The sequence below is a fragment of the Oerskovia sp. Root918 genome, from assembly GCF_001428945.1.
Taxonomy (GTDB): domain Bacteria; phylum Actinomycetota; class Actinomycetes; order Actinomycetales; family Cellulomonadaceae; genus Oerskovia; species Oerskovia enterophila.
Genome location: NZ_LMJG01000012.1, coordinates 79,915 through 105,841 on the forward strand (window position 1 = coordinate 79,915; position 25,927 = coordinate 105,841).

A 25,927-nucleotide genomic window follows, 5' to 3' on the forward strand; every position below is an offset into this window, starting at 1 on the left:
CGATCTGCCCGACCGCCTCGGGGACGGTGCCGAGGTCCGGCTCAGCCGCGACCCGACGGCCGGACGAACGGGAACGCGAGCGTCTCGCGGATGCTCGCCCCGATGAGCATCATGTAGACGCGGTCCACCCCGATCCCGAGCCCGCCCGTGGGGGGCATCGCGAACTCCAGGGCGGACAGGAACTCCTCGTCGACCTCCATGGCCTCCGGGTCGCCCGCGGCGGCCAGCAGGGACTGCTGCGTGAGGCGCTCGCGCTGGTCCACGGGGTCGATGAGCTCGGAGTACGCGGTGCCCAGCTCGGCGCCGAACGCCACGAGGTCCCACCGTTCCGCGAGCCGCGGGTCGCGGCGGTGCGTGCGCGTCAACGGCGAGGTCTCGAGCGGGAAGTCCGTGTAGAACGTGGGCTCGACGGTCTGCCCCTCGACGAACGCGTCGTAGAGCTCGGTGACGATCGCGCCGTGGGTCATGGTCGGGGTCCAGTGGACGCCCTTCTCCTCGCAGATCGCCTGGAGCGTCTGGAGCGGGGTGTCCGGCGTGACCTCCTGGCCCACGGCCCGGGACACGGCCCCGTGCACGGTGTGGACGGGCCACTCGCCGTCGAGCCGGACGACTGTCCCGTCGGCCCGGCGCGAGATCGGCTCGCCGTGCACCGCGACCGCTGCCTCGATGATGAGGTCGCGCGTGAGGACGCGCATCGAGGTGTAGTCGCCGTACGCCTGGTAGGCCTCGAGCGACGTGAACTCGGGGTTGTGGGTCGCGTCGGCGCCCTCGTTGCGGAAGTTGCGGCCCAGCTCGAAGACCTTGCCGACCCCGCCGATCGCGAGCCGCTTGAGGAACAGCTCGGGGGCGATGCGCAGGTACAGGTCCACGTCGTACGCGTTGATGTGCGTCGTGAAGGGGCGGGCGTTGGCCCCGCCGTGCACGCGCTGCAGGATCGGGGTCTCGACCTCGATGAACTCGCGCGCGGCGAGCGAGTCGCGGAGCGACTTCACGGCCGCGCTGCGTCCGCGCAGGACCTGGGCCGTGCGGGTGTCGAGGGCGAGCTCCATGTGCTTGAGCCGGACCTTGGCCTCGGCGTCGGCGAGCCCGCGGTGCTTGTCGGGAGGGGAGGTCAGGGCCTTGGAGGCCATGCACCAGGCGGTGCCGTGCAGCGAGAGCTCGCCGCGCCGGCTGCGGGTGAGGTCGCCCGTGACGCTCACCTGGTCGCCCAGGTCGACGGCCCGGCGCCACAGCGCGAGGTCCGGGCCCGGTCGGTCCGCGGTGAACATCACCTGGATCTCGTCTGTGCCCTCGCGCAGGTCGGCGAAGATCACGCCGCCGTGGTCGCGCAGCCGCACCACGCGCCCGACGACGGACAGGTCGCCCCCGGGGGCCACGTCGCCCGGTGAGGTGCTCGCCCCGGCCGGTGCGCCGCCGTCGGGCACGTGGGCGCCCCGGCGCACGGCCTCGCCGATCGAGACGGTCCGGGGGACCGAGACCGGGTAGGGCTCCATGCCCGCGGCCCGCAGGACGCCGAGCTTGGCGTGGCGCGTGGCCTGCTGCTCGGTCAGGCGGCGCGTGGGCGCCGAGACCGTGAGCAGTGCGGTCTCCTGGGCGCGCACGGCATCGGCGAACGCCGCGGAGATCTCGGGCCGGTGCAGGTCCGGGGAGCGGTCGCGGCGGTGGAGGAGGTTCGGGGTGTTCGGCAGGAAGCCCTCGGCCTGCCCGACCGCGAAGATCACCTGTGTGAGCTGGCCCGCGTTCTGGTAGCAGAGCAGGCGGGGCTTCCAGTCCGGCAGGTACTTCTCATTCGACTTGTAGAGCGAGTCGAGCTGCCAGAACCGTGACGCGATCAGCAGCACCCGGCGGTTGAAGCGCTGGACCGGGGTCGCCCCGATGCGGGCACCCTGCTCGAACGACCCGCGGAACATCGCGAAGTTCATCGAGATGCGGTCGATCCCCATGCCGCGGCCCGCGGCCACGAGCTCGGTGACCATGAACTCGGTGACGCCGCTGACGGCCTGCGGGTGGCGGCGCATGACGTCGAGCGACAGGCCGCGGCGCCCCCACGGCACGAACGACAGGAGGCCGCGCGGGTTCCCGTCGGCGTCATGGGCCGAGACGATCATCTCGCGCGGGTCCGCAGGGTCCCCGAGGCGGCTCAACGACATGGAGAAGCCGCGCTCCTCGCCGTGCCGCCACTCGTCGGCCACGGCGACCAGCTTCGCGAGCTCGTCGGGGGCGATCTCCGCCTGGCGGCGGACAAGGACCCGGTAGCCCTCGCGCTCGGGGCGCGCGACCGCGTGGCGGACGGATCGCATGGCCGGGCCGTCGAGGTTGAACGTGCGCGTGTTGATGATGGCCTCGTCGCCCAGCGCGATCGGGTGCAGGTCCACGGCCTGGAAGGCCTTGGCGCCGAGCTCGCTCGTCGAGAGCACCGCGGGGACCCAGCCGAACCGGCGGGCGTGCGCGCGCCACTGCTCGATCGCGTCGGGCCAGCTCGCCTTGTCGCCGATCGGGTCCCCCGCGGCGAGGCACACGCCCGAGATGACCCGGTAGGAGATCGCCGCGCGCTGGTCCTGCGAGAAGACCGCGCTGCGGTCCCAGCGCGTCGCGAAGTACTCGAGCGAGTCGTCGCTCGGGTGCTCGAGCAGCAGCTTGCGCACCGCGAGCTCGTCCGCGGCCTCGACCTTGGCGTCGTGGGGTGCCGACCGCATGAAGACCGCGATCGCGAGGACGAGCGCCAGGGCCGAGATCAGGCCCGCGACGAGCGCGAGCCACGCGGGACCCGTGCCGTCCGCGTGCAGCGGGTAGTCGCTGGGTGCGAGGCCCGTCGCGACCGACAGGCTCCAGTTCACCCGGTTGCGGATCCCGTGCAGGGTGTTGGGGACGACCTCCAGGAGGAGGAGGGTGATGAGTGCCGAGAGCCCGACGCCGACGACGAGCACGAGGATCGCGCGCCACCAGGCTCCCTTGCTGACCTTGGCGGGGAACGCCGAGCGGGCCGCGATGAGCAGGACGACCGCGACGACCGCGACGACCCAGGACGCGATCTCCAGAGGCGAGAGGACCAGGCCGTCGGAGCGCAGGGCCTGCTTGTCGTCGTCGAACACCCACAGCAGCCCGACCGCGAGCCCCAGCACCGCGACCGGGAGCTGCCACAGGAGGACCACGAACCACAGGGCCGCCCGTTGCCTGCGCAGGAGCCCGCTCGCGATCACACCGACCAGGACCACCGAGAACACGCTCGGGTACGTCGGGAGGTTGAGCACCGCGAGCCAGTCGCTCACGGTCCGCACGAACCCCGGGGCGAACAGGAGCAGGATCAGCGCCAGCACGAGCCAGAACGCGACGGCCTGCACGATCCTGCCCGTCCAGGACGCGACCGCCTCCGCCCAGGGAGGGGCGGAGGTGCGGGAGAGGGAGGTCGAGCGGGGCATACGTGCTCCTTGAGGCCGGCGGTGCACCCATTCAAGCGCAGGAGCGGGAGTTGCGAGAGGTGAGACATGCCTCCGGCCCCGCTCGGCCACCAGAGGATCTCTCCGAGCGAGCGGGGCCGGTGAACGACGAGAACCCCTAGCCCCACCAGCTGCCGCAGACGCCGACGATCGCGTCGTCACCACGGGTCGGCACCCACGAGACCTCGGCCCGTTCACCAACACTGGACGGCCCGTGACCCCGCTCCCGGAGGGTGGGCTGGGTCACGGGCGGAGCGTCGAGCTCGGGTGGACGAGGTCTCGACAGTGCGCCTACGTGATCGTCACGGGCATGGGAGCGGTGATGAGCCCCCAGCTGTAGAACCATGGCGGCCTCAGCGAGGAGGAGTCGTTGACTGCTCCCCAGGTGCCGTCCTGGAGACGGAGCGCGTACGACTGCACCGTGTAGGACCTGAGCGCGTACAGCTGGTAGTCCCCCGGAGGGAGGTTCGCGCCGACCTCACCGTAGGGGAGCTCCTTGCCGTCCGCCGAGGCGCACGACCGAGCCGTGATCTCGAAGTCGTCCTGGCGTGTCTTCTGTTCGTCGAGTCGCCCCTCGCCGGGGCGATCGTGGTACGAGTCACCGTGAGCGACGATCTTTCCGTCCTGAGCGATGGACCAGGTGATGATCCCGTCGAAGTCGTCGTAGTCGACACGAGCGTTGGGAACTGCGGCGAGTGTGATGCCGACGGTGGCGGTGGAACCGCTTTGCATCGTCACACGTGGCTGGTCGAAGGTCAGCCGGGCGAGCGCGTCCGCCTTGTCAGGGGTGAGGGCAGGGGCTGAGCACGAGTCGTCAATCGGTCCGAGCGGGACCTGGGGGGAAGGTGAACGTCGGCGACGGGAAGCCGCCCGGGTTGACGGACCCAGCCACCGGGGCCTCTGGTGGTGCGGGGGTCGTCGGGGTCTCGTCCGGAGGTTCGCTGGCCGTGCGTCCGGCGATGCTCGTGAGCATGCCGGTGTCGTCGATGGTGATCTCCCAGGGGCCGCCGACGATCGTGCCCCGTGCCGTGTCCTCGCCCGTGGTGACATCCGCCGTGAGCAGGCCGACAGCGGAGTAGGTCCCGGCAGCTGGGGCGTCCCCGTCGCCGCATGCCCCGATCCCTGCGGGAGCAAGTGGGCCCGCCTCCCCGGGGTCGAGGTCGAGGACCTGCATGGGCTCGACCATCGACGGGGCCGACGTGACCCTACCTTCGGCGTCGAGAAGGTAGAGGGCGACGTAGCCCGTCGATGCGACGGTGCGGCGCACGTCACCGGTATTGACGACGTCGAACGCGCCGGCCGAGCCCAGGGCTGCCGGGCCGAGCGTCAGGGGTGTCGTCGTCGGGCGGAGGTCGGAGAGGTCTTCCCCGCAGGCGGGGGCGAACGATCCGTCGAGAGGCTCGACGACCTCCGACGGCGGGTCCGGGACCGGCAGTGCGGGCAGGATCTCGACGGGCGCGGGGGAGAGGAGGCCGGAGAGTCCGAGTCCAGCGGCTCCCAGCACGAGGAAGCTGGCGGAGCCGAGAGCGGCCGCGCGCTGGCGACGGGACCTCTTGACCAGGCGGTGCACCTGGAGGGCGCCGGCCGTTCCGTCGGATGCGGACCCGGCCGCGCTCGCGGCGATGTCGGAGAAGGCGGCGTCCAGGTGCAGCGGGGGCAGGTGCTTGTCGTTCATCGGGCTCCTCCCAGAGGAGTGACGTCGAGGTCGTCGGACGGGGTGTCGATGGGGCCGAGGTGCGATGCGAGCTTGCGGTTGGCGTCGCTGAGGTAGCGCTTGACCGCGCCCTCGCTGAGCGACAGCTGGTCGGCGACCTGGCGGACGGTGAGGTCGGAGTAGAAGCGCAGGACCACGCATGCGCGTTCCCGGGGGGAGAGCGTCATGAGCGCCTTCTGCACGTCAAGGCGGGCGTCGGTCGCGGACGGGGTGTCCGGGCTGCCGGTTTCGCCGAACAGGTGGCGGATGCCCTCCCAGTGGCGTCGGCGGCGATAGCCGTCGAGGTAGGTCGTGAGGATCGCCTTGCGGACATAGCTCTCGGCGAGCTGGAAGTCGGTCGCGGCGCGGCCCCGTCGGAACGTGCGCACGAGCCCCTCCTGGACGAGGTCCTCCGCTTCCCGCAGGTCGCCGCACAAGAGGTACGCGTACCCCACGAGCGCTCTCCGACGGGTGCGGACGATCTGGTCCAGCACCTGCTCCCAACGGGCCATGAAGTCCTCCTGCATCGATCTGCGTGCCGTGTCACCGCTCTCAACGAGCCACACCGACAAGACGTTGGGGTCGGGCGCCAGACGATCTCGGCACGCAGGGCCGGGCCTCACGCACGAGGCCCGCTCACCAGGAGTTGGACGGGGCCTCGTGCGTGGCTGGGCGCGGGAGGTGCCGCTGTCGGGCTCCTGGTGCGGCTACCCCCAGTACTCCCCGCACGCGGTGTTCACGAAGTCCCCTGCAGCTCCATCGTTCCGGACGAGTACCTCGTGGGACTGCAAAGCCCACCAGAAGCGAGGAGCATCGATCCAACGGGACCGGATCTCCTTGTGGATCGGCGACGAGCTCGCGGGGCGTAGGTCGGCTGCGAGTGTGTAGAGGTCCGCGAGGAAGGCGTCGTACACGCTCGACGTGGTGTTGCCGTCGGTCTTGAAGGCCTTGCATACCTCCCGGTCGGCCGTCGCCGGTGCGATGTTCGGCGTCCCACCATCCAGTACGTCGAGGACGAACGTCGGGACCCCCGCCGAGCTGGTCATGGTGACCGCGTAGCTCCCGACGAGGCGTGAGAAGATCTCGGCTTCGGCGAAGACGGTGCCGCCGTGAACCTCCACCTTCCAGCCGTCGTCGCTCGTTGTCCGTTCTCGAGGGGCGACATCGGAGTTTCTCAGCACGGTAAGCGTCCGGTTCCCGTTGCCCTTGTCGACTAGTTGGGCGATCGGGTCGATCACGGACTCGAAGGTGAGGTCGACCGTGACTGGTGCACCCGTGCTCGAGGCTCCGCGAAGGGTCTCGAACACCATGGACGTGTCATCGACGAGCGCGTCCCGGACCTCTACAGGGTCCGGCTCGGGAGCGATGGTCAGCGGGACCGGGTCGGCGACGAGCCACCCGTCGAACAGCGCCCCGGTCGTCTCCTCGCCCCAGGTCCCGTCCGCTTGGAGGGCCGAGTAGCCCGTGAGCGGGAACCGGTGCAGCGCGAACACCTCGTAGTCACCCGCCGGGAGCGGCGACGGCTGCGTGCTGGTCGGGTCGCACGACGCGGACGACGCGAGGTCGAGCTCCCAGGCCGCCGAGGAGCCGGGGGCCGGCGTGGCCTCACCTGTCGTCTCGGCAGCAGGGAGCGCCGAGCTGACGATGACCCCGCCCTGGGCGACCACGTACGCGCCCGTCGCCGAGTCGGCGTACCGGAGGCGTGCGTCGCCGTCGAACCGCAGGAGGGTCGGTGCGGTCGCGGAGCCGGCGGTCTGCACCGTGAGGTCCGGCACCCCGACGCTCAGGTGGGCGGGCAGGTCGTCGCCCGTCGGGGTCGGGGCGGGCTGCAGGCATGCGAGCGCCGCGGCGTCGATCCCGGCGGGGAACGTGGGGATCGGCTCAGGTGAGACCGAGGGAGTCGGCGACGGGGACTCCGCCGGTGCGATCGGCTCGGGCCGCACGTCCTGCGGGAGCGCGATCGCCGCGACGCCGAGCGCCCCGGCGACGCACAGCGTCGTCGCCCCGAGGGCGACCTTCTTCGCTGCCCGACGGCGTCGCGTCCGTCCGCGGACGACGTCGAGGTGGGTGTCGAGCCCGGGGAGGGACGCGTCGTCGACCAGGTCGCGCAGGGCGCGGCTCAGCTCGTCGTCGTGGTTCGAGGATCTGTGGTCGGTGGCGCTCACTGGGTGTTCCTCCCGTTCGTCGCTGCTGGGGTCGGCAGGGCCTGCGCCGGTGCCGTGGGTGCGTTCGCGCCGGTCAGCGAGACCGGAACCGCCTTCGACTCCGCCTTCCTGGCCGGACCGGCCGGTCCGGCCGGTCCGGCGGGCGCCGGTGTCCCTGTGACGGGCGTCGGTGCGGCGACGGCCCCGAGGGCCTGCTGCATCACGGCCATCGCGTCGGACAGGTGCCGCTTGACGGTCCCCTCGGCGCACCCGAGCTCCTCGGCGATGCGGGGCACGGTCAGGTCCTCGTAGTACCGGAGCACGACGCACGCGCGCTGCCGCGGCGTCAGTCCCGCGAGCGCCTTGGCCGTGTCCGCGCGGGCGGACGCAGGTGCCTCCGGCCCGGGGACGGTCTCTCGCTGCCCGACGAGGTGCCGCAGCCCGAGCCAGCTCCGTCGCCGGCGGTAGCCGTCGAGGTAGAGCGTGAGGATCGCTCGTCGTACGTACCCCTCGAGGTGCGCAACGGGGCGGTCGCCCTCGCTGCCGGATGCGTCGTCGAGCGTGAAGAGTCTCGTCTCGCCCGCGGGTGACGTGGACGCGGTCTGTCGAGGCGCCGTCGGGCCCCTTCCGCGAAGCCGTGAGAAGACCTTGACGAGTGCGTCCTGCACCACGTCCTCCGCATCGCGCCTGTTCCCGCAGAGCAGGTAGGCGTACCCCGTGAGCGCTTGCCCGCGCTGTGCTGTCAGCGCGGCGAGCTCGTCGTCCCAGGTGGCCACCGGTCCCCCTTCGTCGTGTACCGGACCACCCGTGGTGGGTGGTGTCACTGATCATGACGGGCGACCGCGCCGGATCGTTGGGGTGCTCGCTCGTGAAGACCTGCACGACGTCGCGTGACGTGCGCCACACATGGCTAGACTCGGGCGCATCCTCCGGGGGTGCCGGAGGCCAGCCGGTGACCCCGGTCCAGCAGTCGTCAAGGAGGACGGATGCTCACGCTCAGCTCCACCAGTCTCACGATCGTCGCGGTGATCGGGGCCATCGGGCTCGCCGCGCTGGTCTTCGCCTTCGTGCTCAGACGCCAGGTCCTCGCGGCACCTGAGGGGACCGCGAAGATGCAGGACATCGCGCAAGCGATCCAGGAAGGTGCGTCGGCCTACCTCAACCGGCAGTTCCGCACGCTCGCCCTGTTCGCGGTGATCGTGTTCGGTCTCCTGTTCCTGCTGCCGGGGGACGCAGGCATCAAGGTCGGTCGGTCGGTCGCGTTCCTCGTGGGGGCCGGATTCTCGGCGTGCATCGGCTACCTGGGGATGTGGCTCGCGGTGCGCGCGAACGTGCGCGTCGCGTCGGCCGCGACCAGACCCGGCGGCCGTGCTGAGGGGGCCCGCGTGGCCTTCCGCACCGGAGGCGTGGTGGGGATGTCCGTCGTGGGTTTAGGGCTGCTCGGTGCGGCAGGGGTCGTCCTGCTGTACCGAGGGGACGCGCCGGCTGTGCTCGAGGGGTTCGGGTTCGGGGCTGCTCTGCTCGCGATGTTCATGCGCGTGGGTGGCGGGATCTTCACCAAGGCGGCGGACGTCGGTGCCGACCTGGTGGGCAAGGTCGAGCAGGGGATCCCCGAGGATGACCCGCGCAACGCGGCGACCATCGCGGACAACGTGGGCGACAACGTGGGGGACTGCGCGGGCATGGCCGCGGACCTGTTCGAGTCCTACGCCGTCATGCTCGTCGCGGCCCTCATCCTGGGCAAGGCCGCGATGGGCGAGCAGGGGCTCGTCTTCCCGCTGATCGTCACGGCGATCGGCGCGTTCGTCGCGGTGCTGGGCGTGTTCATCACGCGAATCCGCGGCGAGGAGAACGGCCTGCGGGCCATCTACCGCGGGTTCTACCTCTCGGCGCTGCTCGGTGCGGTCCTGGCGGGCGTCGCGGCGTTCGCGTACCTGCCGTCGTCGTTCTCGGAGCTGTCGGGCACCGCGGACCTGGGCGACGTCACGAGCGACCCGCGCGTGGTCGCGGCGCTCGCGGTCCTCATCGGCGTGGTCCTGGCGGGCATCATCCTGTGGGTCACGGGCTACTTCACGGGCACGACGTCGAAGCCCACCCTCCACGTCGCCGCCACCTCGCGCACGGGGGCGGCCACGGTCGTCCTGTCCGGCATCGGGGTCGGGTTCGAGTCCGCGGTGTACACCGCGGGCATCATCGCTGCCGCGATCTGCGGCGTCTTCCTCATCGCGGGCGGCTCGGTCTGGTTGTCGCTGTTCCTCATCGCGCTCGCGGGCTGCGGGCTCCTGACGACCGTGGGCGTGATCGTCGCGATGGACACGTTCGGACCGGTCTCCGACAACGCGCAGGGGATCTACGAGATGTCCGTCGGCGAGGCGGGCGACGGCGACCCGGAGGCCGCGCAGATCCTCACCGACCTCGACGCCGTGGGCAACACGACCAAGGCCATCACCAAGGGCATCGCGATCGCGACCGCGGTCCTCGCGGCGACCGCGCTGTTCGGGTCCTACGCGGACGCGGTGGGCGGAGCGCTCGCGGACATCACGAACCCGGCGGGCGGGCTCGTGGTCTCGATGCTCGACTACTCGATCATCTCGCCCATCACCCTGGTCGGCGTGATCCTCGGGGCGGCGACCGTGTTCCTGTTCTCGGGCCTCGCGATCGACGCCGTGACCCGGGCGGCCGGTGCGATCGTCTACGAGGTGCGTCGCCAGTTCCGCGAGCACCCCGGGATCATGACGTACGACGAGCGGCCCGAGTACGGCAAGGTCGTCGACATCTGCACGCGTGACTCGTTGCGCGAGCTCGCGACGCCCGGCCTGCTGGCCGCGTTCGCGCCCATCGCCGTGGGCTTCGGCCTGGGGGTGGGCCCGCTCGCGGGCTTCCTCGCGGGGGCCATCGGCGCGGGCGTGCTCATGGCGGTCTTCCTGGCGAACTCCGGCGGGGCGTGGGACAACGCGAAGAAGATCGTCGAGGACGGTGCGTACGGCGGCAAGGGGTCCCCGGCGCACGAGGCGACCGTCGTCGGCGACACCGTGGGCGACCCGTTCAAGGACACGGCCGGGCCGGCGATCAACCCGCTGCTCAAGGTCATGAACCTGGTCTCGGTGCTCATCGCCCCCGCTGTCGTGCTCCTGAGCGTCCCCGAGGACGCCAACCACACGCTGCGCATCGGCATCGCGGTGGTTGCGGCGGGCATCGCGTTCGGGGCGGTCATCCTCTCGAGGCTGCGTGCGGCGCGCGTCGACCGCGAGCAGATGTCGGAGGAGCCGCAGGCGGTACGGACGAGCTGAGGTTCGTTCACCGACGAGCTGTCAGAAGTGGGCCGGGCTGTCGCCCGGCCCACTTCTGACAACAAGGCCGGTCTGGAGAGCGTGCTGCGCGTACCTGGCGCCGAGGAGGCTGGCAGGGCCGTCGGTGGCTCGGGCCGACCTTCGGCTCAGCGGCTCAGGCCGGCGACCACCGGCTCACCGGCTCAGCCCAGCACCGGCCAGGCCGTGCCCACCGCGAACGCCGCGACCACGACGACGAGCGACGTCGCGAGCAGCGCGACGTCCCCGGCCCCGAACGTCAGGTGCGCGAGGCGGATGCGGCGACCGGCGTCGTCGCGCCGCTCGGTCGTGAACCCCTTGGTCTCGAGGGCTTCGACCGTGGTCCGCGTCCGCTTGGCCGTGTTGAGCATGAGCGGGTAGAACGACTCGACGACGATGAGCGAGACCCGCCGCGCGGTGCGCCAGCCGAGCAGGCCGTGCCTGGTCGCGCGCGGCCCGCGCAGGCGGTGCCCGTCGACGATCGTGTGGAACTCGTCGATCAGCAGCGGCAGCATCCGGTAGCCGTAGCTGACCCCGAACCCCAGCATCGCGGGGGCACGCAGCGCCAGGAGCGCGTCCGAGAGCTTCTCGGGGTCGAGCGAGACGAACGCGGCCATGCTCACGAGCGAGACCGTGCCGAGCTTGAGCGTGATGACCGCGAGCCCCTGGATCGCGGTCGCGTCGCCCTGGAGGAACCAGACGAGCGCCAGCAGGTAGAGGCACTGTCCCGCGATCCCGAGCGCGAAGACCCCGAGCAGGAGCGGCCCGATCCTCGCCGCGAGCGCGGTGCCCGCCGCGATCACGAACAGGATCGCGAGCACCGTCAGGTCGTACGTGAACCACGGCGCGAGCCCGCACAGCGCGTACCAGAAGAGCACCGCGCGGGGGTCGCGCCGGGCGAGGAACCCGCCGCGCGTCGCGTAGGCGACGCGCATGAGCTCGAGCTTGATCCACTCGAGCGACAGGCGCTCGCTGTCGGCCCGGCGCAGTCGCGAGGGCCGCGAGTGCCCGTCACCCACCGGTGCGGGGGAGCCGCCGCGCGGGGCCGAGCGCGGGGGAACGTCCGCGGACAGCGCGGTCGAGACGCTGGTGGTGCTGCTCACGAGAGCCTCCCGTTGGTGCGTGCGGTCGAGTCGGCGGCCGTGGGGCGCAGGTTCAGCCGGGCCACGAGCTCGGGCACCGAGAGCGGCACGGGGGCCAGGCCGAGGGCAGCGCCGAGCTGGACGACCTGCGGCGGCACGAGCCGGGCCCGTCGCAGGAGGTCCTGCCGGGAGAACAGGGTCTGGGGGTCGGTGTCGGCGATGACCTGCCCCTGGTCGAGGACGATCACCCGGTCGGCCCACTCGGCGACCAGGTGCATGTCGTGGGTCGCGATCACGGTGCAGCGGATGTGCTCGGCGAGCGCCGCGAGCATGTCGATCACGTCGTCACGGCTGCGCAGGTCGAGGCTCGACGTGGGTTCGTCGAGCAGCAGCAGGCGGGGCCGCATCGCGAGCCCGACGGCGAGCGTCGCCCGCCGTTGCTGGCCGCCGGACAGCAGCCGCCCGTCACGGTCGGCGAGCGAGGTCAGGTCGACGCGGTCGAGGACCTCGGTCACGAGCGCTGCGGTCCCGGGCACGCGGCGTCCGGCCGGGTGCATCGCGACGTCGGCCCGGACGGAGTCCTTGAGGAACATCTCCTCGGGGCGCTGGCACAGGTAGCAGACCGTGTCGGCGAGCTCGGCGGCCGAGACGGTCCGGGTGTCGGTCCCGTCGACGCTCACGCTGCCGGCGTCCGGGACGTCCAGCCCCGACAGGAGCTTGAGGAGGGTCGACTTCCCGGCACCGTTCGATCCGACCAGGGCTACGCGCTCGCCCTCGTGCAGATCGAGGTCGAGCCCGTCGATCACGACCGACCGGGGTCCGGCGAGCGTGCGGTACGCCCGGGTGACCCGCTCGACGCGGGCGATGACCGAGCCGCGACGGGAGCCGGGCAGGGCGGGAGCCCTCATGTCGGCGGCCGGGCCCGGAACAGCGGTCGCGGTCCCGTCGGAGACCTGGCCGTCCGCCGTCCCGCCCCGGGCCGCGGCCGATCCGGCGGTCGACCCCGGAGCCGGCTCGGCGAGCCGTCGCTCCCGCAGCCATCCGATCGCCGCGGGGACCGTGGACGGCACGGGGCCGTGCGGCTCGAAGGCCCGCGCGACCGCGGTGACCTGGGGCACGGGGATGTTCGCGGCCTCGAGGTCCTCGGTCCGGGCCAGGGCGTCGGCCACGGGCAGGTGCCAGCGGGGGAGCCCGTCGGCCATGAGGACCACGGACCGGGCGTAGCGGGCCACGAACTCGGCGTGGTGCTCGACCACGACGATCGTGATGCCGAGCTCCCGGTTGAGGCGCGACAGGTGCTCGTAGATCTCCTGGGCGCGGTGGGGGTCGACCTCGGCCACTGGCTCGTCGACCACGAGCACCGAGGGGGTCAGGGCGATCGCCCCCGCGATGGCCGTGAGGTGCTGCTGGCCACCCGAGAGCTGCCAGGTGAACCGGTCGGCCAGCGACGTGATGTCGAGGGTCTCGAGCGCGGTCGTGGTGCGTTCCTCCCAGTCGGTCAGACCGAAGTTCACGGGCGCGAACGAGACGTCGTCGCGCACCGTGGGGCGCACGAGCTGGTTCCCGAAGTCCTGGAAGACGTACCCGACGCTGTGCGAGAGCTCGGCGACCCCGACCTCGGCCGTGTCCTGGCCCAGGACGTGGACCGAGCCCGTGAGGTCTCCGGACCAGAAGTGCGGCACCAGGCCGTTGAACGTCTTGCACAGCGTCGTCTTGCCGGACCCGTTGCCGCCGACCACGGCGACGAAGTCGCCCGCCTCGATCCGCAGGTCGACCCCGCGCAGCGTGTCCACCTCGGCGCCCGGGTAGCGGAACGTGAGCCCGCGGACCTCGATCGCCATGGCCGGCGCGGGCATCAGGCCTCGCCCCGGTCCGCCGTCTGCTGCTGCGAGGACGAGGTGAGCGGCGCACCTGCGTCGCGGCGCCGTCGGGCACGCAGGACCGCGACCAGCACGCACGCCCCGGCGACCGCCAGGGCGGCCACCGTGAGGGCCACCCAGAGGTAGGCGGTGCCGTACTCGTCGACGAAGTCGGGCTGGAAGGCGCCGAGCGTCATGATGCCGCCCTCGCGGCCCACGAACTCCTCCCACTGGGAGACCACGCCGATCGCCACGGCCCCGAGCAGGGCCAGGACTCCGATGAGCCAGAACGGGGTGCCGCGCGGACCGACGAGCCGCGGCGGGTTCTGGGGGTCGCGCGGACGCAGGCCCATGAGCGGCTCGATCTTCCCGTACAGGCGCGGCGCGAGCCACATGGCCGGCAGGGCGCCGAACAGGACACCCGTGATGAGCAGCGCCATGACGAGCTCGATCGACTCGGACACCAGCACGGCCTGGAAGAGCCCGTCCGACTCCTCGAGCGTCTCCGGGTCGATCCCGATCCCGACCTTGGCGAGGTCGATGAGGCCCGAGGAGATCTTGTCGATCGAGACCAGGGCGAGCGCCGCGGCGAAGAGCTGGCGGCGGTTGCGCGGGTCGCGCACGATGCAGCCCGCGACGTAGATGCCCAGCAGGAGCTGGAGGAAGCCCTCGAGCTCGCCGAGCCCGCCGAAGTCGCCCAGGAGCATGTCGGAGAAGACCATCTCGCCGAGCGGTGCACCGATCGCGACCCACAAGGGGCAGAACAGCGCGGCGAGGACCACGGGGATGAACGCGAAGTACGCGACCTCGAGCTCGAACGGGCCGACCTCGATGCTCGGCACGATCCCGGTGACGATGTCGGAGACCCCGAACAGCGTCATCGAGAGCACGAGGATCATGAGCTTCTGGGAGCTGCTGATGCCGTCCGGGTCGTGCAGGCGGCGGCGCAGCGCGCTCACGGGCGTGGTCGGCTTCCGGGGGGACGAGGTGGGCGGGGACTGACGGGCCGGGGCGGTCGAGCTCGCGGAGCCGTTCATGGTGTGCCTTCCTGGGGCGGTCGGTGGTGAGGAGCGGGTGGCGGTGGGAGAAGAGAGCGCGGGGTGCGGCGGTCAGCGGTCGTGCGGCAGGTGCGCTGCAGGCGCCACGGGAGAAGCGGGTGCCCAGAGAGCCAGGAGGTCCCCGACCTCGTCGATCACGTGGTCGGGCGTGAGGGCGCCGTCGGCCGAGTCGAGGGTCGCGTCGTTGCTCGACCCGCCCCGCACGAGCACGACGGTCCCGACGCCCGCGCCGCGCGCGGCCAGGACGTCGCGGTGAGGCTTGTCCCCGACGAACCAGGCGGCCCGGGGGTCGGCGTCGAGCGCGGTCAGGGCCGTGCGGGCCGTGACCGGGTCGGGCTTGCGGTAGCCGAGCTCGTCCGAGTAGACGTGCACGCCCACGAGGTGGTCGATCCCGAACGCCTCGAGCTCCTCGCGGACCGCGCGCCCGCAGACCGTGTTGGACACGATCGCGACGGGGACGCCGCCCGCTCGGGCGGCCTCGAGCACCTCGCGCACCCCTGGGCGCAGGGTCGCCACGCTCTTGGAGCGCGCGTACTCGAGCACGAGCGCGTGGGCCTCGGCGCGCAGCCAGTCCTCGATCCCGTCCCCGAGGTGGGCCAGGGCCGGGCCGACCAGGTCGACCCAGAACGTCGTCGCGTCGATCTCCTCGACGTCCTCGACGAGCCCGGCCGCACGACCGGCGGGCGCCCCCTCGTGCCGGTCCTTCCAGGCGCGGTGCCGCACGCGGGCACCGGCCACGGCGCCCGCGGCCTCCTCGGGCGAGAGGTCGTGTCCCGCGACCGCGAGCCGCTGCGAGAGGTGACGGGCGAACGCGAGGCGCGCTGCGTCGTCGGGCACCGAGGTCACGACGACGCCCCCGTGGTCCAGCAGGAGGGCCGACGGGCGTCCCGCGCTCACGGGCGCCTCGGGGCCCCCGAGCACCGCTGACGCGGAGTCCGCGAGAGGCGTCGCAGGACGGTCCGCGGCACGCAGCAGGTCCCCGATGCCCTCGGGGGTGTCGAGCACGGCGTCCGCCGTGTCGGTCACGGGGTAGGGCGGGACGTCGCTGTGGTGGCGCGTGAGGATCACGGCCCCGACGCCGGCGCGGCGACCGGCGACCACGTCGCGGTCGAGCGTGTCGCCCACGTACCAGGTCCGCTCGGGCGTCGTGCGGAGCGCGCGGGCCGCCATCGCGATGATGCCGGGGTGGGGCTTGCGGAGGCCGACCTCGTCCGAGTAGACCTGCACGCCGAACGCCTCGTCGAGGCCGTGCGCGGCCAGGAGCGAGCGGTGCGCGCGGCCCGAGTGCGCGTTGGACACGATCCCGACCGGGACGCCGAGCTCGTCCGCGGTCGCGAGCAGCTCGGGGATCCCGGGGCGCACGGTGTGCTCGCTCAGGGTCGCGGTCAGGCGGGCGAGGAGCGTGCCCGCGCTGCCCGCAAGGACCTCGCGCGCGGCCAGGGGCAAGGGCGAGGCGAGGAAGTCGTGCCAGATGGTCCGATGGTCCAGCTCGAGCGGCGCGAGGCGTCGGCTCGACGCGTTCTTCCAGTCCTTGAGCGCCTTGACGCCGCCGCGCAGCACGGGTTCGAGCGTCTCGGGGGAGAAGCGGTGGCCCGCGCGCCCGAGCACCTCGCTGAGGTGGGTCGCGAGCTCGCCATAGCCCTCGGGGCGCTTGGTCGTCTGGAAGATCACGCCGCCGAAGTCGAGGAGCAGCGCGTCGGGGCGCACGCCCAGGCCGGGCGGCGTGAGGCGGGAGGTGGCGCCGGGGAGCGGCGCGGGGCGGGTGAGATCGGTCGTGGTCACAGTGGGACGGTAGGTACGGGAAGCGACGGCCCGGCGTCCGTCCGGTGTCCGGGAGGCGAACCACGCTCGAACTCCTGGAACGTTCCAGTTCCGGGCCGGCGAGAGGGGAGAATGGACCCGTGAACCCCCGCCCGACCCTCCTCGACGTCGCCGCCCACGCAGGCGTCTCCAAGTCGCTCGTCTCGCTCGCCCTGCGCGGTGACCCGGGCGTCAGCGAACGCACGCGCGAACGCATCCGGCGCGCGGCCGACGACCTCGGCTACCGCTCCAACGCCCTCGCGCGCAGCCTCAAGCAGGGGCGGACCATGCTCATCGGGGCCGTCCTGTCGAGCCTCGACAACCCGTACCACACCGAGATCGTGACAGGGGTCGAGGAGGCTGCCGGCACCGCGGGCTTCTCGGTGCTGCTCGTCCACGGGTCGCGCGACCGCGGGCACCTCGCGCGCCACCTCGACACCCTGCTGGGCCTCAACGTCGACGGGCTCGTCGTCATCAGCTCCTGGCTCGAGGAGGAGCACCTGCGTGCCGCGGCCCGCCGCGCGCCCGTCGTCATGGTCGGACGCCCGCTCGGCGCGGTCGACGGCGTCGACACCGTGACCAACGACGACGCCCGGGGCGCGGCGCTCGCGGTCGACCACCTCGTGGGCCTCGGACGCTCGCGGATCGCGCACGTGAGCGGGAGCGCCCGCCCGGCGGGCCTCGCGCGCCGGGTCGGGTACGAGGCGGCCATGCGCCGTCACGGCCTGGCCGAGGAGATCCGCGTCGTCGGCCCCGACGTGGCGGTCGCCGAACTCGTCGCGGACGGCTACGGGGGCGTGTTCGCGCGCAACGACGTCGAGGCGTTCGACCTCCTGGACCGCGCGCACGACCAGGGCCTGCGCGTGCCCGAGGAGCTCGCGGTCGTCGGGTACGACGACTCGGCGCTCGCCCGGCGCGCCCGCCCCCGCCTCACGAGCGTCCACCAGCCGCGCGGGCGCATGGGGGGGCTCGCGGTCGAGCTGCTGCTCGAACGGCTGGGCGGTCGCGTCGAGGACCGGCACGAGGTGCTCGCGCCGCGCCTCGTGGTGCGCGGGTCGACGGTCGGGCCGCCGCTGGCGTGAGGTGCCCGACGGCGGCGCGCACCGCCGGGGGCACCTCACCCGGGCCTCGCGCGTGTCCGGGCGGCAGGCGTCGCCCGCGCGACTCAGCGGGCCGCGGCGTCCCAGGCGTCGACGAAGTCCTGTGCCGCGCGCCGTTCACCGCGGTCGTCGAGGTGCTCGTCGGCGAGCGGCTGACCTGCGACGAAGCTGAACCACAGCGAGCCCGACCTCACGGAGACGTCGGTACCGGGCGCGACGAGGGGGGCGACGGCGGTCGCGAGAGCTGCGCGGTCCCTCGTGGTCGCCTCGTCGATGTCGAGGACCAGTCGGGCGGCACCTGACTCGACCTCGTCCAGCAGGGGGTGCTCGGAGAACAGCGTGGCGACCTGGTCGACCGAGAGGAGCGTGGGTTCGCCCTGGTGGGCCATGACGTCGAACGAGGGACCGGTGTACCCGGACTCGCCGCCCTCGTCGGCCCAGGTGCCGGGCGAGACGATGCGCACCGTGGTGCCCCCCGCGAGCGCGGTGAGCCCTCCGGCGACGCTCTGCGCGGTCTCGAGCGAGTCGACGGTCACGACGACCTCGTCCCCGTAGGCCTTGATCCACTCGATGCCGGGTCGGCCGTCGAGCGCGAGGACGATCAGGTCGGCCGTCGCGTCCGTCTCCTCGGACGCACCGAACCGCTCGACGTTCCCGCCGTCGACCCGGAGCCCCTCTGCGACCGACGGCGCCGCGGCCAGGGCGAGGTCGCGTGCCGCGAGGCGGTCGGCGTCGTGGGCGACGCGCACGCGCAGCCGGTCGGCCGAGATCTCGGCTCCGACCGGAGGGAACGTGGCCGCGATCGCGTGGAACGCGGCGAGGGACTCGACGGGGACCGTCCCGTCCTCCGAGACGACCTCGAGCGTGCCGGAGCTGTCCAGGACCGACAGCTCGACGTCCGGCAGCGCCGGGTACGGGCCGTCGGCACGCAGGAGGTCCTCGAGGAGCGTCGTGAACGAGACGCCGGGCGCCGCGGTGACCACGGTCTCGCGGGCCAGGAGCCGGACGGTCCCGACCTCGGGTGTGTCGACGAGCGTGTGGACGAGGGCGAGGTCCGCGTCGTTGGTCGCGGCCTTGTCCGCCACGGCGATCGACGAGCCGTCGAACTCGACGGTCGACACGACGCCCGAGTGGTCGTGCTGGTACTCGCCGACCAGGTGCACGATCTCGGCGACGCGCTCGCGCGAGGTCCCGGGCGCGATCTCGACCGTGGCCGTCGCGCTGCCCACGAACGGGAGGTCGTTGGTGCCGCCCGCGGAGGCCGCCGCGACGTCGGGGACGTCTTCGAAGTGGCGCTCGAAGGCGTCGGCCTTGGCGCTGCCCGCGTTGACCGCGCAGCCGCCGGCGACGAGCACGAGGCACAGGGCCGTGACGAGGGCGCCTGCCCGTCGAGGTGGTCGTCGCACGAGGGCCCCTTGGTGAACGTGGTTCGGACGTGGCTCGCCAGGTTAGCGGACGGCCGGCCGGGGCCCCGACCTCGACATCTACGTGAAACGTGAAGTACCTAGTATCCTGCCGAGCGGTCCAACGGCGGGCCAGGTACAGGCCGGTCCCACCCGGCCCTGCGGAGGCGAACATGGTGCGAGGCGTTCCAGGACGCGTGGACAGGGCCGTCAACGGCACGGCGCTCAAGGTCGGCGGGATCGCGGGCGGGATCGTCGGCTACCTGTTCTTCGTCGAGTTCACGAGCGGCATCCTCCAGGGCTTCTACACCCCGCTCCTGACGGACATCGCCCGCCACCTGAACATCCACGACGCCGACGTCAACTGGTTCGAGGCGGCCCAGCTCCTGCTCTCGGCCATGGTCGTGCCGGTCTTCGCCAAGCTCGGCGACATCCACGGCTACCGCCGGATGCTGCTCGTCACGACGGCCCTGACGGCCGCGGCCTCGTGGGCCGTGGCGTTCTCCCCGACCTTCTGGGTGTTCCTCGTGGCGTGGTCCCTCCAGGGGTTCTACGTCGTGTGGCTGCCGCTCCAGGTCGCGCTCATCTACGCGCGCTCGCGCGGCCGTGCGGACGGCCCGTCGCTGACCCGCCGGGCGACCGGCGTGATCGTGGCCGCGCTCCAGGCGGGCGCGATCGTCGGGGCGCTGGCCGGCGGGCAGGCGGGCGCGCTGGCCCAGGACCGGCTCTGGCTGGCCCTGAGCATCCCCGCCGCGGCCGTGACGGCCGTGTTCTTCGTGGTGTGGTTCCGTATCCCCGAGTCGCCCGAGAAGGGCGAGGGCACGCTCGACCGCGGTGGCGTGGTCCTGCTGAGCCTGACCCTGCTGCTCGTCAGCGCGGGGCTCACGTTCATGCGCACCAACGGCCTGGGCACCTGGTGGGCGTGGGCGCTCGTCGTGGCGGGGGTCGCGTCGCTGTGGCCCCTGGGCCGCTACGAGCTGCGCCAGGCCGACCCGCTCGTCGACCTGCGGGTCCTGCGCCGCCCGACCATGTGGCCCATCATGGTCACCGCGGCCCTGTTCGGCGTCAGCATCCTGGGTGCTCAGGGCCCGCTGTCGACGTTCGCGCGCACCGACCCGGAGGTCTACGGCTACGGTCTGGGCGCGTCGTCCATGACGGTCTCGCTGCTCGTGGGCGGGTACGTGGTCTCGTGCCTGCTGGGGGCGCTCGCGTTCTCGCGCATCACCCGTCTGCTCACGCCCCGGCGCACGCTGATCCTCGCGGCGTCGCTCGTCGCGGTCGGCTACCTGCTCTTCCTGCCGTTCCACGAGACCACCGCGAACCTGCTGACGAACATGGTCGTCGCGGGGCTGGGCTCGGGGGCGCTCGTGGCGGCCCTGCCGGCGGCTGCCGCGGCCGCGGCCCCGGTGGGGCGCACGGCCGTCGCGACGGGCCTGACGAACACGACCAAGACCATCGGCGGCACGTTCGCGTCGTGCGTGTTCGCGCTCGCCCTGATCTCGGGCACGCACGCGACCCTCGACGGGTCCGAGGCCACGGCCGGTTCGCTCAGCGGCTACATGATCGTCTGGACGATCTGCGGGGTCACGGCGGTCGTGGCGGCCGTGGTGCTCGCGTTCGTCCCGCGGCTCGCGTTCGCGGACGCCGAGGCCCAGCCCGTCGACCCCACCCAGCCCCTCACCCCCCAGCAAGCACCCGTCGTCGTCCAGGAGGCGCAGCAGTGAGCAGCAGGAGCACAGGACAGGGCCCGACGGCGGCACGCGCCGTCGCGGGCGCCCTCACCGCCGGGGTGGTCGCCCTGGTCGGGGCCGGGGTCGCCCGGGCCGCGCGGTTCACCCCGCAGGGCCAGGACGAGCGCACGGGCCGGTTCGTGGGCAGCGGGGCCCGCGCGACCCGACCCCAGGACGAGGGGGCGCGCGACGACCCGGCGAGCTACGCCGTCGGGACGGCCGAGCGCCTGAGCGCGCTCGTGCGCATCCCGACCGTGTCCTCGCGCGTGCCCGGCGACGAGGACCCCGCGGTCCTCGAGGCGTTCGTCGAACGGCTCGCCGAGCTCTACCCGCGCGTGCACGAGCGGCTCACGCTCGAGCGCGTCGCGGGCCACGGCCTGCTCTTCAGGTGGCGCGGCCGGCAGGGCGCGGCCCCGGCTGCCCCCGCGGTGCTCATGGCGCACTACGACGTCGTGCCCGTCGAGGCCGAGGACTGGTCGGGCGACCCGTTCTCCGGCGCGATCCGCGACGGCGCGGTGTGGGGGCGCGGCACGCTCGACGACAAGGGGTCGCTCGTCGTGCTCCTGGAGGCGGTCGAGTCGCTGCTGGGCCAGCGCTTCACGCCCGACCGCGACGTCTACCTGTCGTTCGGGCACAACGAGGAGACCGCCGGGGACGCGGCGCGCGCGGCCGTGGCCGTGCTGCGAGAGCGCAAGATCAGCCCGTGGCTCGTGGTCGACGAGGGCGGGGCCGTGGTCGAGGGGGCGTTCCCGGGCGTGACCGCGCCCACGGCCGTCGTCGGCGTCGCGGAGAAGGGCATCCTCGACCTCGAGATCAGCACGCAGTCGCTCGGTGGGCACGCCTCGACGCCCGTGCGCGGCGGCGCCACGGCCCGGCTCGCACGCGCGATCACGCGCATCGACGCCCACCCGTTCCCCCCGCACCTGCCCGAGCCGACGCTCGAGATGATCGACACGCTCGGGCGCCACTCGCCGTTCGGGCTCCGGCTGCTGTTCGCGAGCGCCCGCCAGCTCCGCCCCGCGCTCGCGCGGGTCTTGGGGAACGTGAGCCCCGAGACCAACGCCATGGTCCGCACGACCGTCGCGATCACCCAGCTCCAGGGCAGCCCCGGTGCCAACGTGCTCGCGGCGTCCGCGAGGGCCAACGCGAACGTGCGGATCGCGACGGGCGAGACGGTCGCGTCGGTCGTCGAGCGCCTCCGCCGCGTGATCGACGACCCCACGGTCGAGCTGCGCGTGGTCTCGGGCGAGGACCCCTCGCCCGTGTCCCCGACCGACGGCGAGCAGTTCGCGCTGGTCCGCGGGTCGATCGGCGCCGCGTACCCGGACGCGGTCGTGACGCCCTACGTCATGCTCGGCGCCTCCGACTCGCGGCACTTCTGCGAGATCTCCGAGCACGTCTACCGGTTCAGCCCGTTCGCGATGACGCGCGAGCAGCGCGAGTCGATCCACGGCGTCGACGAGCACGTGACGATCGACGCGCTCGGGCGCGGGGTCGTGTTCTACCGGGCGCTGCTGCGCGGGCTGTGACGAGCTGAGGCTCGGGTCGGGCGGCCGGGCCGCCGGGGAGCGGTCCCGGCCCCCGACCGACCTCAGCGCCAGTGCTCGAGCAGCCTCGCCGTGGTCGCGGTGGCCCGGTCCAGGACCTGCTCGGTGCCGTCGGAGGCCGCGGACATGAGCGACGCGTCGACGAAGTGGCCCAGGAGGTCCACGTCGGTCACGTGCTCGTACCCGCTCGCGTCGAGGACGGTCCGCAGGGCGGCCAGGAGGCGCGGGCGCGAGGCGCGCATGATGGGCCGGAGCGCGGGGTCGCGCATCGCGGTCAGCATGGGGTCGAGCCGGACGTCGACGACCGAGTCGTCGACCGAGGGCGCGTAGAACGTCTCGATGAGCAGGCGAGCCGTGCGGGTCGTCGAGCGTTCGCGCCGGGGGAGGGCCTCGGCCCGCTCGGCGGCCGCGGTGCCTCGGAGCTCCTCGGCGGCCGCGACCGCGGCGGTCACGAGCGACGAGCTCGACGGGAAGTAGTAGGAGGCCGAACCCTGCGGCACCCCGGCGGCCTTCGCGACGCGGCGGTGGGTCACCGCGGGGAACCCCTCGGCGATGAGCAGGCGGGCCGCGGCCTCGACCATGGCCCGCTGGCGAAGGTTGCTCCGGTCCTGGACGGGCGTGCGCGCCTCGGTGCGCCGTCGCAGCGGTGGCACGGGGGCGGGCGGGGGCGTGGGGGCACCCGAAGGGTGGCCCTCGCTGCCTCGACCGTCGTCGGGCCGGTCGACCGGTCCTCGCTGTGTCGCACTCACCGGCCCATCCTAGGGAGAAAAGGCACATTCCGGCGCGGCGGCGCCGTGCGCGCGGTGACGGGGCGTCCGCTCGGGTGCCGGGTCCGCGCCCTCGGGACCCGTGTCGTGGGCGTCGCCGCTGTGACCAGGGAGTTTCGGAGGACGGCCCCGAGCAAGGATGATGGACGCATGAGCAACTCGTTCCTGCGCCCGACGGCGGCGCTCGCCGTCGTCGCGCTCCTCGCCCTGGGGGCGTGCTCGGGGGGCGGCGACGCCGACCCGGCCGAGCAGTCGCCGAAGCCCGCTGCGACCGAGTCCTCGGCGGCCGAGGACAGCGCGGCCGTCGACGCAGCGACCGATGCCGCCTCGGCCGCAGACGCCGACGCGGAGGCCGGCGCAGCCGCGGGCGGAGAGGCGGACCCGGCCGTCGACACGTCGTTCTGCGCCACGACCGAGGCGGCCTGGGCCGCCGCCAACACGGCCCAGGTGTCGATGAGCGTCGAGCACCCGCGCACCCTGGTGACCGGCTTCGAGAACGCGCGCGTCGCGCTCACGAGCGTCGAGCCGCCGGCAGAGATCGCGGGCGACTGGAAGACCGTCACGTCCTATGTCGCGACCGCGGCCGAGGCGCTGTCCAAGGCCGACATCGACTCCGCGAAGTCCATCGTCGGCGCGCTCGACGACGCGGGCAAGGACCTCGACACGGACGCCATGACGGCGGCCTCGGGACGTGTGACGACGTACCTGGACACGACCTGCACCGGGTGAATCCGATGGGGAGAAGTCCCCGCGAGGCGCCATCTCGTCGGCAATCCTCACAGGAATGCTCCAGGATGGTGTGCATGACCAACCGAAAGAACGTGACCAAGACCGTCGGCGGCCTCGCGACCGCCGTCCTGCTGACCTTCTCCCTCGCGGCCTGCAGCGGCGACGCCGACGTCAAGGCCTTCTGCGAGACGGGCGAGGGCTTCGAGGACTCGATGAACGACGTCGACGCGAGCGACCCCGCGGCCGCGGGCGAGGCGTTCGACAAGCTCGTCACCGAGCTCAAGGCCGCCAAGGCCCCCGAGGCCATCGCGGCCGACTGGACCACGCTGACCGAGGGCTTCGAGAAGATGGGGGACACGCTCACGGAGCTCTCCGAGCTCGACCCCACGGCCGACGACTACATGGAGAAGGCCACCGAGCTCTCCGACTCGCTCCAGTCGACCGACTTCCAGGCGGCCGCCGACAACGTCCAGAAGTGGACGACCGAGAACTGCACGGCCTGACGTCCGGCTGTCCCGGAGGGGCGGTCCCGCAGCTCGCGCTGCGGGACCGCCCCTTCGTCGTCCTCCCGTGCGGTCGCGCGCCGCGCCGGTTCACCGGGGGAGGATAGGCGCATGTCCCTCGGTGAACCCACTATCGACCCACGCCTCCTGCCGCTCCTGCGCACCGACCTCGAGGCGGCCGGCTACACGGTCGACGGCGTCGAGGACTTCCTCGGTCCGCTCGCTGCGGCAGCCCTGCACCGCGAGCAGGCCGTGCCCGCGCTGCGTGTCGCCCGGGCCGCGCTCGACAACGCGACGGGGGCGACGTCGTCGGGCCGGAAGGACCCGCGGGCCGTGCTCGCCGCGCTCTTCCTGCTGGGCCTCGAGGTCCGCCGCGCGGACCTCGACGCGGCCCTGCCCGGGGTGGGGACCGACGGCGCCGCTCGCCTCGGCCTCGTGGCCGCGGCCGGCAACGGGCCCGACGACGGCGTGCGCGCCCTGGCGGACCTGCGCCCCTACGCCGCGGCCGACGCGGCGGGCCCGGTCACCTGGTGGTTGGCCTCGGACCTGGGCGAGCTCGCGACCGGGCGACGCCTCGCGGGCGACCACGTGCTCGGCGCGGGCGGGGCCTCGATCACGCTCGCGCAGGTGACCATGCGCACGCCCGTGGGACGGGTGCTCGACCTCGGGACGGGCTGCGGCATCCAGGCGCTGCACGCCTCGCGGCATGCACAGTCGGTCGTCGCGACCGACATCTCCCGGCGTGCGCTGCGGTTCGCCGAGTTCAACGCGGCCCTCGACGGCGTGCGCCTGGACCTGCGCGAGGGCTCGATGCTCGACCCCGTCGCGGGCGAGGCGTTCGACCTCGTGGTCTCCAACCCGCCGTTCGTCATCACGCCCCGCGGTGTGCCGGGCGGGACGAGCAGCACCATTCCCGAGTACGAGTACCGCGACGGCGGCCGTGCGGGCGACGACCTGGTGCGCGACCTGATCGTGGGCGTCGGGGACGTGCTCGCATCGGGCGGCGTCGCGCAGATGCTCGGCAACTGGGAGCACCGGCGGGGCGAGCCGTGGACCGAGCGCGTCGGGGCCTGGCTCGAGGAGGCCGGGCTCGACGGCTGGATCATCCAGCGCGAGGTCCTCGACCCGGCCGAGTACGCCGAGACGTGGATCCGCGACGGCGGCACGACCCCCGAGCGCGAGCCCGGGGCCTGGGCCGCGTCGTACGAGGCGTGGCTCGACGACTTCGCGACGCGCGACGTCGAGGCCGTGGGGTTCGGGATCGTGACGCTCCGCAAGCCCGCCGCGGGCCGCGGCGTGAGCCTGCGCCGCCTCGAGGAGCACACGGGGTCGGTGCGCCAGCCGCTCGGCGGGCACCTCGCGGCCTCGCTCGCGGCCCACGACTGGCTCGAGGCGCGCGACGACGCCGCGCTCGCGTCGTCGCGGCTGTCCGTGGCGCCCGACGTGACCGAGGAGCGCTACCTGACGCCCGGCGCCGAGGACCCGAACGTCGTGATCGTCCGGCAGGGCGACGGCCTGGGCCGCGGGATCCAGGCGTCGACCGGGCTGGCGGCGCTCGTGGGAGCGAGCGATGGCGAGCTGACCGTGGGGCAGCTGATCGGGGCCATCGCGTCGCTGTTCGAGGTGCCGGCCGGGGAGCTCGCGGGCGAGCTGCTGCCTGCGGTGCGGGGACTCGTGCGGGACGGCTTCCTGGTGCCGTGAGGTCCGGGGCGTGGTCGGTGCCGTCCCGGTGCCGTGGGGGCGTGGGGTGCCGAGCACGAGGTTGCG

At 73.1% G+C, this 25,927-nt stretch carries 19 protein-coding genes; 7 read left to right on the forward strand and 12 right to left on the reverse strand.

Annotated features, from left to right (window positions below; all coding sequences use genetic code 11):
* Positions 1-41: 41 nt before the first annotated feature.
* The 6 genes from lysX to ASE27_RS09880 all read right to left on the reverse strand — a co-directional run bounded on the left by lysX (position 42) and on the right by ASE27_RS09880 (position 8,050).
* Complete coding sequence (gene lysX / locus ASE27_RS09855) at positions 42-3,419, reverse strand: bifunctional lysylphosphatidylglycerol synthetase/lysine--tRNA ligase LysX (RefSeq protein WP_056649283.1); 3,378 nt, start codon at positions 3,417-3,419, stop codon at positions 42-44.
* 309 nt (positions 3,420-3,728) lie between these two features.
* Entirely contained in the window at positions 3,729-4,169 is a 441-nt protein-coding gene (locus ASE27_RS09860) for a hypothetical protein (RefSeq protein ID WP_056649286.1), read from the reverse strand.
* A gap of 82 nt (positions 4,170-4,251) precedes the next feature.
* On the reverse strand, positions 4,252-5,112 hold the full coding sequence (locus ASE27_RS09865; protein WP_056649289.1) for a hypothetical protein: 861 nt from the start codon (positions 5,110-5,112) through the stop codon (positions 4,252-4,254).
* Complete coding sequence (locus tag ASE27_RS09870) at positions 5,109-5,642, reverse strand: sigma-70 family RNA polymerase sigma factor (protein WP_056649916.1); 534 nt, start codon at positions 5,640-5,642, stop codon at positions 5,109-5,111. Before ASE27_RS09870 ends, ASE27_RS09865 begins: the two co-directional genes overlap by 4 nt.
* Before the next feature lie 195 nt (positions 5,643-5,837).
* The gene (locus tag ASE27_RS09875; RefSeq protein WP_056649291.1) at positions 5,838-7,295 is read right to left on the reverse strand and encodes a hypothetical protein; all 1,458 of its coding nucleotides are present in this window, start codon (positions 7,293-7,295) and stop codon (positions 5,838-5,840) included.
* Positions 7,292-8,050: an RNA polymerase sigma factor gene (locus ASE27_RS09880; protein ID WP_082608769.1), complete on the reverse strand. Its 759-nt coding sequence runs from the start codon at positions 8,048-8,050 to the stop codon at positions 7,292-7,294. The genes ASE27_RS09875 and ASE27_RS09880 overlap by 4 nt, the downstream gene beginning before the upstream one ends.
* A gap of 210 nt (positions 8,051-8,260) precedes the next feature.
* Between ASE27_RS09880 and ASE27_RS09885 the strand changes: the two genes are divergently transcribed.
* Positions 8,261-10,564, forward strand: coding sequence for a sodium-translocating pyrophosphatase (locus ASE27_RS09885; RefSeq protein ID WP_056649293.1), 2,304 nt, complete (start codon positions 8,261-8,263; stop codon positions 10,562-10,564).
* A 182-nt stretch (positions 10,565-10,746) separates the two neighbouring features.
* Here the strand turns inward: ASE27_RS09885 and ASE27_RS09890 are convergent, their stop codons facing one another.
* From ASE27_RS09890 to ASE27_RS09905, 4 genes are all read right to left on the reverse strand, one after another.
* Positions 10,747-11,685 (reverse strand): energy-coupling factor transporter transmembrane protein EcfT, encoded by a 939-nt coding sequence (locus ASE27_RS09890; protein WP_235534304.1) that lies wholly within the window; start codon positions 11,683-11,685, stop codon positions 10,747-10,749.
* Positions 11,682-13,520, reverse strand: coding sequence for an ABC transporter ATP-binding protein (locus tag ASE27_RS09895; RefSeq protein ID WP_056649296.1), 1,839 nt, complete (start codon positions 13,518-13,520; stop codon positions 11,682-11,684). The genes ASE27_RS09890 and ASE27_RS09895 overlap by 4 nt, the downstream gene beginning before the upstream one ends.
* Entirely contained in the window at positions 13,520-14,560 is a 1,041-nt protein-coding gene (locus ASE27_RS09900) for a hypothetical protein (RefSeq protein ID WP_056649299.1), read from the reverse strand. The genes ASE27_RS09895 and ASE27_RS09900 overlap by 1 nt, the downstream gene beginning before the upstream one ends.
* Positions 14,561-14,632: 72 nt before the next feature.
* Positions 14,633-16,363 carry an HAD family hydrolase gene (locus tag ASE27_RS09905; RefSeq protein ID WP_082608770.1) on the reverse strand — a complete coding sequence of 577 codons (1,731 nt, stop codon included), beginning with the start codon at positions 16,361-16,363 and terminating at the stop codon, positions 14,633-14,635.
* Positions 16,364-16,482: 119 nt separating this feature from the next.
* On the opposite strand from ASE27_RS09905, the gene ASE27_RS09910 reads away from it, so the two are divergent.
* On the forward strand, positions 16,483-17,463 hold the full coding sequence (locus ASE27_RS09910) for a LacI family DNA-binding transcriptional regulator (RefSeq protein WP_056649303.1): 981 nt from the start codon (positions 16,483-16,485) through the stop codon (positions 17,461-17,463).
* Between the two features lie 83 nt (positions 17,464-17,546).
* Here ASE27_RS09910 and ASE27_RS09915 read toward each other — a convergent pair whose 3' ends face one another.
* A complete protein-coding gene (locus ASE27_RS09915) occupies positions 17,547-18,887 on the reverse strand; it encodes a hypothetical protein (protein WP_157257518.1) in 1,341 nt (446 codons plus the stop codon).
* Positions 18,888-19,081: 194 nt separating this feature from the next.
* Between ASE27_RS09915 and ASE27_RS09920 the strand changes: the two genes are divergently transcribed.
* Both ASE27_RS09920 and ASE27_RS09925 read left to right on the forward strand, forming a co-directional pair.
* On the forward strand, positions 19,082-20,608 hold the full coding sequence (locus ASE27_RS09920) for an MFS transporter (protein ID WP_235535404.1): 1,527 nt from the start codon (positions 19,082-19,084) through the stop codon (positions 20,606-20,608).
* A complete protein-coding gene (locus ASE27_RS09925; RefSeq protein WP_235535405.1) occupies positions 20,605-22,143 on the forward strand; it encodes a M20/M25/M40 family metallo-hydrolase in 1,539 nt (512 codons plus the stop codon). Before ASE27_RS09920 ends, ASE27_RS09925 begins: the two co-directional genes overlap by 4 nt.
* A gap of 62 nt (positions 22,144-22,205) precedes the next feature.
* Here ASE27_RS09925 and ASE27_RS09930 read toward each other — a convergent pair whose 3' ends face one another.
* Complete coding sequence (locus ASE27_RS09930; RefSeq protein WP_157257520.1) at positions 22,206-22,910, reverse strand: TetR/AcrR family transcriptional regulator; 705 nt, start codon at positions 22,908-22,910, stop codon at positions 22,206-22,208.
* 168 nt (positions 22,911-23,078) lie between these two features.
* Between ASE27_RS09930 and ASE27_RS09935 the strand changes: the two genes are divergently transcribed.
* The 3 genes from ASE27_RS09935 (at position 23,079) to ASE27_RS09945 (ending at position 25,861) form a co-directional block, all read left to right on the forward strand.
* Positions 23,079-23,657 carry a hypothetical protein gene (locus ASE27_RS09935; protein WP_056649313.1) on the forward strand — a complete coding sequence of 193 codons (579 nt, stop codon included), beginning with the start codon at positions 23,079-23,081 and terminating at the stop codon, positions 23,655-23,657.
* A 74-nt stretch (positions 23,658-23,731) separates the two neighbouring features.
* Positions 23,732-24,160: a hypothetical protein gene (locus ASE27_RS09940; RefSeq protein ID WP_056649316.1), complete on the forward strand. Its 429-nt coding sequence runs from the start codon at positions 23,732-23,734 to the stop codon at positions 24,158-24,160.
* A gap of 111 nt (positions 24,161-24,271) precedes the next feature.
* Positions 24,272-25,861, forward strand: coding sequence for a methyltransferase (locus tag ASE27_RS09945; RefSeq protein ID WP_056649319.1), 1,590 nt, complete (start codon positions 24,272-24,274; stop codon positions 25,859-25,861).
* Positions 25,862-25,927: the final 66 nt, after the last annotated feature.